12 protein-coding genes are annotated in these 11,300 nt (G+C 67.5%); 1 reads left to right on the top strand and 11 read right to left on the bottom strand.

What is annotated here, in order from left to right; translation table 11 throughout:
- Positions 1 to 83 precede the first annotated feature (83 nt).
- The 7 genes from purL to aroQ form a co-directional block, all read right to left on the bottom strand.
- A complete protein-coding gene (gene purL / locus CA236_RS12390) occupies positions 84 to 2,306 on the bottom strand; it encodes a phosphoribosylformylglycinamidine synthase subunit PurL (protein ID WP_125945845.1) in 2,223 nt (740 codons plus the stop codon).
- Between the two features lie 66 nt (positions 2,307 to 2,372).
- Positions 2,373 to 3,815, bottom strand: a complete 1,443-nt coding sequence (locus CA236_RS12385) for a phospholipase D-like domain-containing protein (protein WP_241212636.1) — start codon at positions 3,813 to 3,815, stop codon at positions 2,373 to 2,375.
- Positions 3,812 to 4,132: an arsenate reductase family protein gene (locus CA236_RS12380; RefSeq protein WP_125945831.1), complete on the bottom strand. Its 321-nt coding sequence runs from the start codon at positions 4,130 to 4,132 to the stop codon at positions 3,812 to 3,814. The genes CA236_RS12385 and CA236_RS12380 overlap by 4 nt, the downstream gene beginning before the upstream one ends.
- Before the next feature lie 9 nt (positions 4,133 to 4,141).
- The gene (locus CA236_RS12375) at positions 4,142 to 4,831 is read right to left on the bottom strand and encodes a hypothetical protein (protein ID WP_125945830.1); all 690 of its coding nucleotides are present in this window, start codon (positions 4,829 to 4,831) and stop codon (positions 4,142 to 4,144) included.
- A 119-nt stretch (positions 4,832 to 4,950) separates the two neighbouring features.
- Positions 4,951 to 6,303 (bottom strand): acetyl-CoA carboxylase biotin carboxylase subunit, encoded by a 1,353-nt coding sequence (gene accC / locus CA236_RS12370; protein ID WP_125945829.1) that lies wholly within the window; start codon positions 6,301 to 6,303, stop codon positions 4,951 to 4,953.
- Position 6,304: 1 nt separating this feature from the next.
- Positions 6,305 to 6,793 (bottom strand): acetyl-CoA carboxylase biotin carboxyl carrier protein, encoded by a 489-nt coding sequence (gene accB, locus CA236_RS12365; RefSeq protein WP_046411071.1) that lies wholly within the window; start codon positions 6,791 to 6,793, stop codon positions 6,305 to 6,307.
- Positions 6,794 to 6,828: 35 nt separating this feature from the next.
- Positions 6,829 to 7,260, bottom strand: coding sequence for a type II 3-dehydroquinate dehydratase (gene aroQ, locus CA236_RS12360; protein WP_125945828.1), 432 nt, complete (start codon positions 7,258 to 7,260; stop codon positions 6,829 to 6,831).
- 101 nt (positions 7,261 to 7,361) lie between these two features.
- Here aroQ and thiS point away from each other — a divergent pair, with 101 nt between their 5' ends.
- Positions 7,362 to 8,369, top strand: coding sequence for a sulfur carrier protein ThiS (gene thiS / locus CA236_RS12355; RefSeq protein ID WP_125945827.1), 1,008 nt, complete (start codon positions 7,362 to 7,364; stop codon positions 8,367 to 8,369).
- 45 nt (positions 8,370 to 8,414) lie between these two features.
- Here the strand turns inward: thiS and CA236_RS12350 are convergent, their stop codons facing one another.
- The 4 genes from CA236_RS12350 to CA236_RS12335 form a co-directional block, all read right to left on the bottom strand.
- Positions 8,415 to 9,029, bottom strand: a complete 615-nt coding sequence (locus CA236_RS12350) for a DedA family protein (RefSeq protein WP_046411068.1) — start codon at positions 9,027 to 9,029, stop codon at positions 8,415 to 8,417.
- Between the two features lie 122 nt (positions 9,030 to 9,151).
- Complete coding sequence (gene gshB, locus CA236_RS12345; protein WP_125945826.1) at positions 9,152 to 10,111, bottom strand: glutathione synthase; 960 nt, start codon at positions 10,109 to 10,111, stop codon at positions 9,152 to 9,154.
- 54 nt (positions 10,112 to 10,165) lie between these two features.
- Entirely contained in the window at positions 10,166 to 10,546 is a 381-nt protein-coding gene (locus CA236_RS12340) for a YraN family protein (protein ID WP_125945825.1), read from the bottom strand.
- 55 nt (positions 10,547 to 10,601) lie between these two features.
- A complete protein-coding gene (locus CA236_RS12335) occupies positions 10,602 to 11,294 on the bottom strand; it encodes a VIT family protein (RefSeq protein WP_125945843.1) in 693 nt (230 codons plus the stop codon).
- Between the last annotated feature and the right edge of the window lie 6 nt (positions 11,295 to 11,300).

Below are 11,300 nucleotides of genomic sequence, written 5' to 3'. Positions count from 1 at the left end.
CTGTCCTACGGCTGCATGTCGCGGAACGTAGCGCGAACATGCAGCCGTAGGACAGAGGGGCTGGGGAGGGGCGGGAGGGCCGGTCAGCCCTCCAGCGATACCTCCGCGCTCATGAGTTTCGGGAAGAAGCCCTCATGCGCGTCGCGCAGCGTGTCGAGCGTGACGACATCGTCGCGGTCGGGCCGCTCGAAGATCAGGCGCTTGCCGCCGGTGCGGCCCATCGGCTCCGCCTCGACCCCGGCCTCGAGCGCGGCCTGGAGGAAATCGGCCAGCGCGTGATCGTGGACGGTGACGATGTAGACGCCCTGATCCTCGCCGAAGAAGGAATGCGCGCAGTCGAACGGCTGCTTGCGGTCGATGATCGCGCCGATGTTGCCGGCGAGCGCCATCTCGGCGAGCGTGACGGCGATGCCGCCATCCGAGACGTCGTGGACGGCGGAGAGCTGGCCGAGGTCGATGGCGGTGCGGATGAGATCGCCGGTGGCCTTCTCCTGCGCCAGATCGACGCGGGGCGGGGGGCCTTCCTCACGGCCGTGGACTTCACGGAGCCAGAGCGACTGGCCGAGATCGCCGCGGCGGGTGCCGACCGCGAGGATGACGTCGCCCGCGCCCTTGAAGGCGATGGTCGCGCTCTTGGTCCAGTCCTGCATCAGGCCGACGCCGCCGATCGCGGGGGTGGGGAGGATCGCCGAACCGCCGCCGGTCGCCTTCGATTCATTGTAGAGCGAGACGTTGCCGGAGACGATCGGATAGTCGAGCGCGCGGCACGCCTGCGCCATGCCATCGAGGCAGCCGACGATCTGGCCCATGATCTCCGGGCGTTGCGGGTTGGCGAAGTTGAGGCAGTTGGTGATCGCGAGCGGCTTTGCGCCGACCGCGGTGAGGTTGCGCCAGGTCTCGGCGACGGCCTGCTTCCCACCCTCGACCGGGTCGGCGTAGCAATAGCGCGGGGTGCAATCGGTGGTGATCGCCAGCGCCTTGTCGGTGCCGTGGACGCGCACCACCGCGGCGTCGCCGCCCGGGCGCTGCACCGTGTCGGCGCCGACCATGTGGTCATACTGCTCCCAGATCCAGCGGCGGCTGGCGATGTCGGGCGAGCCCATCAGCGTGACGAGATCGGCTGCGATGTCCTTGCACTCCGGCACGTCGACCAGCGCCTTGGCCGGCGGGGTGGGGACGTGCGGGCGATCGTAGAGCGGGGCCTCGTCGGCGAGCGGGGCGAGCGGGATGTCGCAGACGGTGTCGCCCTTCCACTTAAGCACCATGCGGCCCGTGTCGGTGACATGGCCGATGACGGCGAAGTCGAGTTCCCACTTGCGGAAGATCGCCTCGGCGAAGGCCTCGCGGCCCGGCTTCAGCACCATCAGCATGCGCTCCTGCGATTCGGAGAGCATCATTTCATAGGGCGTCATGCCCTCTTCACGCTGCGGCACGTCGTCCATGATCAGTTCGATGCCGACGCCGCCCTTGGACGCCATCTCGACGCTGGAGGAGGTGAGGCCGGCGGCGCCCATGTCTTGGATCGCGACGATCGCGTCGGAGGCCATGAGCTCGAGGCAGGCCTCGATCAGCAGCTTCTCGGTAAAGGGATCGCCAACCTGGACGGTGGGGCGCTTCTCCTCGGCATCCTCGCCGAAATCGGCCGAGGCCATGGTGGCGCCGTGGATGCCGTCGCGGCCGGTCTTGGAGCCGACATAGACGATCGGATTGCCGATGCCGCTGGCGGCCGAATAGAAGATCTTGTCCTGATCGGCGACGCCGACCGTCATCGCATTGACGAGGATGTTGCCATCATAGGCTGGATGGAAGTTCACCTCGCCGCCAACGGTCGGCACGCCGACGCAATTGCCATAGCCGCCGATGCCATGGACGACGCCGGAAATCAGGTGGCGCATCTTGGGGTGATCGGGACGGCCGAAGCGAAGCGCGTTCATGTTCGCGATGGGGCGCGCGCCCATGGTGAAGACGTCGCGCAGGATGCCGCCGACACCCGTCGCCGCGCCCTGATAGGGCTCGATGTACGAGGGGTGGTTGTGCGATTCCATCTTGAAGATCGCAGCCTGACCATCACCAATGTCGATGACGCCGGCATTCTCGCCCGGGCCGCAGATCACCCAGGGAGCTTCCGTGGGCAGCTTCTTCAGGTGGATTCGCGACGACTTGTAGGAGCAATGCTCCGACCACATCACCGAGAAGATGCCGAGTTCCACCAGGTTCGGCTCACGGCCGAGCGCGTGGAGGACGCGATCATATTCCTCGGGACTAAGGCCGTGCTCGGCGACGACTTCTGGCGTGATGGCGGTCATGCGCGCGCGATAGCGGCCAAGCCCGCCGGTGTCACCAGCCACGCGCAGATCAGCGCCGCAACCGCGTCACCGCCGCTGGCGCCGCCGCCCGATCCGCTGGCGCAGCCGGCCGAGCAGCGGCTTGCGCGCTGACAATGCCTCGAACATCTCGCCCGGCCCTTCGGGATCGAGGATCTTGTTGTCGGCCAGCCATTCCTCGACGCTCGACAGGTCGGGCACCTCATAGGGGATGAGCGTCTTGCCCTGGCCCCGCAGCCGCTCGATCGCGCCGATCAGGCCATGCTGGGCGATAGCGGCGGTTACCTCGGCCGGTTCGACCGCGAGATGCTCGGCGATCAGATCGTCGCGGATCGCGGCGATACGGTCGCCGTCATGTTCGATCGTCACGTCGCATTCGGTGTCGAGCCGGAGCGAGCGATTGTTGAAGTTGGACGAGCCGACGCGGATCACGTCCTCATCGATCACCAGCACCTTGGCGTGGACATAGATCGGCGTGCCGCCGGCGGTGTGCGGATGATACATGCGCAGCCGGTTGTGGGTGTCGCGCTGCTTCAGCGCCTGGAACAGCCGCGCGCGGGCGGTATCCATCGCCACCGGCTCCAGCCAGCCCTGCGCCGTGACCGGATTGATGATGACGATCTCGGGGCCATCGGGCTCATCCAGCCGCTTGCCGATCGCCTCGGCGACACGGCGCGAGGCGAAATACTGGCTTTCGGCATAGATCCGCCGCTTCGCGCGGCCGATCAGTTCGAGATAGAGATTCTCGATCTCGCGCACCTCGGGCTGACCGCCGTGATCGGGCTGCGAGCGGGAGATGGCGACGTCGATGTCGCGGAAATCCGGTTCGAGATCCTGCGGCCAGCAATCATTTTCACCGACCGGCGCCGCGATCGGTTCCCCGCCGGCGATTTCCCAGCGAGCGCGACACAGCTCCCCCAGCGCGGTTGCGACGGGGCCCTGCAGCGCAGTGGTGGCATCGTGCCAGGGCGCATTGGCAAAGCCGTTGGGCGACGTGCGATGCGGGTCCTCGTCACGATGCTGGCGGGTGTCCCACCGCTCGTCGGTCATGTCGATGCCGCCGCAAAAGGCGAGGCAATCGTCGATCACCACGATCTTCTGATGATGCGAGGCGCCGATCGGATGATGCGCGTCGAGCTTCAGATGGATCCGCTTTCGCAGGAAACGCCATTTGGTCAGCGTCAGCAGCGTCTTGCCGCGAAACAGCGTCTTCAGCGCCCCCTTGTCCCAGCGCAGGATATAGACGTTCAGGTCCGGCTGGCGCTTCACCAGCCAGTTGATGAACTCGCCCACCTCGGTCGGGACGCCGGGCGGCTCGTTCTTCCACGCCAGCCGGATGCGGGCATCGAAATCCCAGCCGACCAGCAGGATCTGCTTTTGTGCCTTCATCATCGCCGCGCGGGCGAGGCGGAAATAATCATCGGCGTCGACGATCACGGCCGCGCGCGAGGCGCGCTCGACACGCCAGCGGCTCTTCTCGTCGAGCGTCACAGAATGTCGCGAAGCCGCTCGGGCGGGCGGGCCAGCACCACGCCCTTCTCCGTTTCGACCAACGGCCGTTCGATCGTTGCCGGATCGCTGGCCATCAGGTCGAGCGCGGCGGCATCGCTGTCGACCGCCGGCGCATCCTTTCGCAGCGCGTCGCGCGGGGCGATCCCGCCGCGGGCATAGAGCCGCGCCAGTTCATCGCGCGTCGGCGGCGCCTTCAGATATTCGACCACCGTGACGCTCGCGCCCCCCTCCTCGAGCAGCGCGAGCGCCTGCCGGGACTTGGAGCAGCGGGGATTGTGCCAGATCGTCGCCTTCATTGGCCCCGTCTATAGCGTCCGCAGGCGTGGACCAAGCGCGAAGCGACGGGTGCGGCCGACCCAGGTCGCGAGCAGCGCAAGCACGGTGAATGCGGCCAGCGCGGTGAGCGGCAGCGCGGGGTGGATCGGGTCGACGATGCGGGTCGGCGGCGCCGCGGACCAGTCGACCAGTTGCGCCGCCAGCATCGCGCCCGCCAGCGTGACGAGGGCAAGTGTCGCATGACGCCCGGCGGGGCGCGTGCATCTCACGTACCAGGCGAAGGCGGCGGCGGTCAGCGCCAGCTCCAGCGGGCGGGCGACGAGCGGGGTCGCCCAAAGGCCAAGGCCCAGCTTTGGCGGCTGGCCGGCGAGCGTGAGGTCGGGAAGGTGAACCAGCCAGTCGATCGGCCAATGCGACAGCACCACCAGCGCGCCGATCATGGTTGCGCGCCACGGCACATGCGCCAACCGCGCGCCGGCGGCCCAGAAGGCGGCAAAGGCCATCGTGCCGAGCAGGCTGTGCGTATAGGGCATGTGATACAGATCGAGCGAGGTCTGCGCATTGCTACCGGGCACCAGCCGCAGATGTTCGATGTTGAGCAAGGTCAGCGCGAAGAAGGCGAGATCGACCAATTGGGCGGCGACGAAGAGCGTGCCGAGCCGCGGCGCATGGGGCAGGGCGGCTGCAAGAAGTGCCGGCGCGTAATGGCCGATGAACATGGTTCCTCCCATCCGTGAGGGGGGAGCCTAGCGCAACGCAGTGCGCGCGTCATGTCGAGGGGGCGGGCGGTGGCCCCGCGGCGCACGCTTCCATGGCGCGGCCGCGGGGAAAGGGGTGACTAGGCCTGCTGCTTGGCCAGCCAGTCCTCCAGCCACTTGATGGTATATTCGCCCTCCTGGAACTCCGGATCGTCCAGCAGTGCCTGGTGGAGCGGGATAGTGGTCTTCATCCCGTCGATGACGAATTCCTCCAGCGCGCGGCGCAGGCGGCGAAGCGCGCCCTGGCGGGTGGTGCCATAGACGATCAGCTTGGCGATCATGCTGTCGTAATACGGCGGCACCTTGTAGCCGGCGTAGAGGCCCGAATCGACGCGCACGTGCATGCCCCCGGGGGCGTGATATTGCTTCACGAGGCCGGGCGAGGGCGCGAAGGTACGCGGATCCTCGGCATTGATGCGGCATTCGATGGCGTGGCCGCGGAAGATGACATCCTCCTGGCGCAGCGTCAGCGGATGACCCTCGGCAATGCGGATCTGCTCACGGACGAGATCGAGGCCGGTGATCGCCTCCGTCACCGGATGCTCCACCTGCAGGCGGGTGTTCATCTCGATGAAGTAGAATTCACCGTCTTCCCACAGGAACTCGATCGTGCCGGCGCCGCGATAGCCCATGTCGGCCATTGCCTTCGCGACGATGCCGCCCATCCGCTCACGCTCCTCGGCCGTGATGACGGGCGAGGGCGCCTCCTCCAGCACCTTCTGGTGGCGGCGTTGCAGCGAGCAGTCACGCTCGCCGAGGTGGATGGCATTGCCATTGCCGTCGCCGAACACCTGGAATTCGATGTGCCGCGGATTGCCGAGGTACTTTTCCATGTAGACGGTGGCGTCGCCGAACGCGGCCTTCGCCTCGCTGCCGGCCTGCGCCATCAGCGTGTCCATCATGTCCTCCGACGGCACGACCTTCATGCCGCGGCCGCCGCCGCCCGATGCAGCCTTGATCAGCACCGGATAGCCGATGTCGCGTGCGAGGCGCTTGGCCTCCGCCGAATCGGTCAGCGCGCCGTCCGAACCAGGGACCAGCGGCAGGCCGAGCGCGCCGGCGGTGCGCTTTGCCTCCACCTTGTCGCCCATGGTGCGGATATGCTCGGGCTTGGGGCCGACGAAGATCAGCCCGTGCGCCTCGACGATCTCGGCAAACTTGGCGTTTTCGCTGAGGAAGCCATAGCCCGGGTGAATCGCATCCGCGCCCGAGATCTCGGCCGCGGAAATGATGTTGGCGATGTTGAGGTAGCTCTCCGCCGCGGACGGCGGGCCGATGCAGATCGCCTCATCCGCGAGGCGGACATGCATGGCGTCCGCATCGGCGGTGGAGTGCACCGCGACGGTCTTGATCCCCATTTCGTGGCACGCGCGGTGGATACGCAGCGCGATCTCACCACGATTGGCGATCAGGAGCTTCTTGATCTCGGGCATCTTACTCGACGACCACCAGCGGCTGATCAAACTCGACCGGCTGGCCGTTGTCGACCAGGATCGCCTTAACCGTACCGGCGCTGGGCGCGGTGATCGGGTTCATGACCTTCATCGCCTCGACGATCAGCAAAGTGTCGCCAGCCTGCACCTGCTTGCCGATCGCGACGAACGCCGCGGCGCCCGGCTCGGCGGCGAGATAGGCGGTGCCGACCATCGGCGAGCGGACCGCATTGGCAAGCGACGGCTCGGCAGCGGCCGGCTCTGCATGCGGCAGCGCGGCGGTGGCCGACGCCGGTGCCGGCGCGGCAGCAGCGGCGGGCGCCGGTGCGTGGTAAACGGCCGGTGCGGCGGTCACTTCCCGCGCGACGCGGATGCGGCGGTCGCCGTCCTCGACCTCAATCTCGGTGAGCTGCGTTGCGTCGAGCAGCTCGGCAAGCTGGCGGACGAGATCGACGTCGACCTTCATCGCTCCATGTTCCTTATCGCTCATTGCGACCCCTTCCCTGTAACAGGGCGCGCGCTGTGTCAGAATCGCGCCGCCGCTTCAAGCGCGAGCAGATATGACATCGCGCCAAACCCGGCGATAGTTCCCCGTGCCGCACGCCCCACAAAGGAGACATGGCGAAATTCTTCGCGATTGTGCGGATTGGACAAATGCACCTCGATCACCGGGGTGCGGACGGACTTGATCGCGTCGTGAATCGCGATCGAGGTGTGGGTGAAGGCGCCCGCGTTCAGCAACACGGCGCGGGCGCCCTGAGCCTGCGCCTCGTGCAGCCAGTCGACCAGATGCCCCTCGTGGTTGGACTGGCGCATGTCGATTTCGAGGCCGAGCTCGCGACCGCGATCTTCGAGCTGGCCGGCGATATCGTCCAGCGTGTCATGGCCGTAGATCTCCGGCTCACGCGTGCCGAGCAGGTTCAGGTTCGGCCCGTTCAGGACATAGACGAGAGGCAAAGGCGGCTCCTTCCTTGAACGCCATGTGCGCCAAGCCTAGGTGGAAGGCAAATCACCCCGCCTGCCAGGACGATGGGGCGCGCAGCCCCGCAAAGGATATCATGCCCCACACCGACGGAACCGTATCGATCACCGTGAACGGCGCGCATCGCCGTGTCAGCGCCGGCATGACCCTGGCGCAACTGGCGACCGAACTCGGGCTGGTGCCCGAGAAGGTCGCGGTGGAGCGCAACCTGGAAGTGGTGCCGCGTTCGACTCTCGCGGATGTGTGTGTCGAGGATGGCGACGATATAGAGATCGTCCATTTCGTCGGCGGCGGCGACCATGCTGTATCCGGCGGCGACGACACGTGGAGCGTTGCCGGCAAGACGTTTCGATCGCGGCTGATCGTGGGCACCGGCAAGTATAAGGATTTCGCGCAGAACGCCGCCGCGCTGGAAGCATCGGGGGCCGAGATCGTCACCGTCGCGGTGCGCCGCGTCAATGTCAGCGATCCCAAGGCGCCGATGCTGACCGACTTCATCGATCCCAAGAAGTTCACCTATCTGCCCAATACCGCGGGCTGCTTCACCGCGGACGAGGCGATCCGCACGCTGCGGCTGGCGCGCGAGGCGGGCGGCTGGGATCTGGTGAAGCTGGAAGTGCTGGGCGAGGCGCGGACGCTCTACCCCGACATGCGCGAGACGCTGAAGGCGACCGAGGTCCTGGTGAAGGAGGGCTTCAAGCCGATGGTCTATTGCGTCGATGACCCGATCGCCGCGAAGCAGCTGGAAGATGCGGGCGCGGTGGCGATCATGCCGCTGGGTGCGCCGATCGGATCGGGGCTTGGCATCCAGAACCGGGTGACGATCCGCCTGATCGTTGAGGGCGCAAAGGTGCCGGTGCTGGTCGACGCCGGCGTCGGCACGGCATCCGACGCGGCGGTGGCGATGGAGCTTGGCTGCGACGGCGTGCTGATGAACACTGCGATCGCCGAGGCGAAGGACCCGATCCTGATGGCGGCGGCGATGAAGTCCGCGGTCGAGGCGGGGCGCCTGTCCTATCGCGCCGGCCGGATGGGAATCCGCCGCTACGCCGACCCGTCCTCGCCACTCGCGGGCCTGATCTGATGTCCTGCCCCCGCGCCGCCGCGTCCTGCGGCGCGGGCGGGCCGGTCAGTTGCCCGGACGCTCGCCGCTCGGTTTCCAGGTGATGACCCGGTAGAGATAGCCGGCAATGATCAGCACGGTCAGGCCGATCGCGACCGGCCCGACATAGCGATCAAGCTCCTCGAACCGCCGGCCGAGGAACAGGCCGGCCCCGGCGAGCACGGTGTTCCAGATCGCGCTGCCCACAAAGGTGAACAGCAGGAACTTCCACAGCGGCATCTTCGCCATGCCGGCGGGCAGCGAGATCAGCGTGCGGAAGCTGGGCAGGAAGCGGAAGACGAATACGACCCAATGGCCATGGCGGTGGAAGAAGCGGTTGAGCCGCTCCACATCCTCCCAGTCCATCGTCAGCCATCGCTGGTGCCGGTCGACGAACGGCTTGAACCGCACCACGCCCATGCGGCGCCCGATTTCATACCAGAACATGTTGCCCACGGTGGTGCCCGCGGTGCCCCACAGGATCAGCGGGATCATCGCCATGTCGCCGCGCGCGACGGCGATGCCGCCGAGGCCCATGATCACTTCCGACGGGACGGGCGGCACCACGTTTTCCAGCGCCATCAGCAGGAAGATGCCGATGTAGCCGCCCCAGGCGATCCAATCGATGATGAATTCGGTCATGCGCCTCTGAGAAGATCACCGGTCCATGCAGCACATCTGCCGGTCGGCCATGGCGGGGTGATCTGTCCCGCGCAGGACCAGCCCGGTCGATCGAGCGTGTCGCAGGGGCGAAAGCGCGCGTCCTAGCGGGATCGTTCCGCGATGCGGCGCTCGATCGCGTCCCAGATCAGGCCGGCGACATCGGTGCCGTCGAACCGCTCGATCGCGACGATGCCGGTGGGGGAGGTGACGTTGATCTCCGTCAGCCACTGCCCCGCGATCACGTCGATCCCCACGAAGATAAGCCCGCGTCGCTTCAGCTCCGGCCCCAGCGCGTCGCAGATTTCCCGCTCTCGCGCCGTAAGCTCGGTCTTTTCCGCCGAGCCGCCGACCGCTAGGTTGCTGCGGAACTCGCCCTCACCCGGCAGGCGGTTGATCGCGCCGGCGACCTCGCCATCGACCAGCACGATCCGCTTGTCGCCTTGCGCCACGCCGGGAAGGAAGGCCTGCACCATGTGCGGTTCGCGCCACGTCTGGTTGAACACCTCGATCAGCGCGGAGAGGTTCTCGCCCTCCGGCCCGACGCGGAAGATCGCCTTGCCGCCATTGCCGTGCAGCGGCTTCACGACGATCGCGCCATGTTCCTTCAGGAAGGCGCGCGCCTCATCGAGCGAGCGGGTGACGAGCGTCGGCGGCATGAAGCGCGCATAATCGAGCACGAACACCTTTTCGGGGGCGTTGCGCACGCTCGCAGGATCGTTGACGACGAGCGTGCGGTCCGAGATCCGCTCCAGCAAGTGAGTGGCAGTGATATAGCCGAGATCGAACGGCGGGTCCTGGCGCATCAGGACCACGTCCGCCTCCTCGCCCAGATCGAGGCTGACCGGGGCGCCGGCGGTGAAATGGTCGCCCGCGACCCGCTGCACCGTGACGGGCCGCGCCTTGGTCCACAAGCGGCCGTTGGACCAGTTCAGATCCTCCGCGGCGTAATGGAACAGGCGATGGCCGCGCTGCTGCGCGGAGAGCATCAGGGCGAAGCTGGAATCGCCCGCGATGTTGATCGTTTCGAGCGGGTCCATCTGGACGGCGACGGTCAGGGCCAAGGTGTTCCTCCACACAGGATGCGTGGCGGGAGGTAGGCGCGCGGCGCCGGATTGTCACCCGATCCAGGCATTCTCGATATGGCGCAGCGCGGTGCCGGGGGCGAGCAGGACGACGTCGACGCGGATGTCTTCGCCGTCCAGTGCATAGCGCGGCATCAGATATTCCGCGGCCGCGGCGACACGCGCCAGCCGGCGCTGGTCGATTGCCATGTCGAGCGCGGCGGCGGTGGCGCGGGTCTTCACCTCAATAAAGGCGATCAGCGCGCCGCGCTTCGCTACCAGATCGACCTCCCCGGCGGGGGTGCGGACGCGCTGGTCGAGGATTTGCCAGCCTTTCAGTCGCAGCCACCAACCGGCGAATCGCTCGCCGCGTCGGCCGGCGGCGTCGGCGCGGCGGCGATCGTCGCTGCTGCGGGAGGGCGGGGCGGGCGGCATCAGGCGCAGTGTGGCAGGCGCGCGTGGCGGCGCAAGTGCTGGTCCGCCCGCGCGATCAGACGGCGGCGCCGAACAGCTTCCCGACGAGCGAGGTCAGCGCCATCGCCATCGCACCCCAGAAGACGACGCGCACGACTGCGCGCATCATGGGGGCGCCGCCGGTGCGCGCGCCGATCGCGCCGAGCAGCGCCAAGAACAGGATCGATCCGATTGCCACACCCGGACCTATCGTGGCGAGCGGCAGCGCGGCGGTGAGCGCGAGCGGCAGCGCCGCGCCCACGGTGAAGCTCGCGGCGCTCGCCATCGCGGCGACGACCGGGCGGGCGATCGTCTCGTCGGTGATGTGAAGCTCATCGCGGGCGTGCGCCTGGAGCGCGTCATGCGCCATCATCTGGGTGGCGACGGTGCGCGCGGTCGCCGGATCGACGCCGCGATCGATGTAGATGCCGGTCAGTTCCTGCAGCTCCGCCTCCGGCCGGGTGGCGAGTTCGCGGCGTTCGCGCGCGAGGTCCGACTTCTCGGTATCGGCCTGCGAACTGACGGAGACATATTCGCCCGCCGCCATCGACATGGCGCCTGCGACCAGCGAGGCGACCCCGGCGGTCAGCACCGCACCATGGCTCGACCCCGCCGAGGCGACGCCGAGGATCAGGCTGGAGGTGGAGACGATCCCGTCATTGGCGCCCAGCACGGCCGCGCGGAGCCAACCGACTCGCGTGACAAGATGGCTTTCCTTGTGCGTCCGCATCATGCT

Source organism: Sphingomonas sp. ABOLG, assembly GCF_003950435.1.
GTDB lineage: Bacteria > Pseudomonadota > Alphaproteobacteria > Sphingomonadales > Sphingomonadaceae > Sphingomonas > Sphingomonas panaciterrae.
The sequence above is the reverse complement of the archived record's forward strand: the minus strand, read 5'-3'. Positions and strand labels throughout refer to the sequence as shown.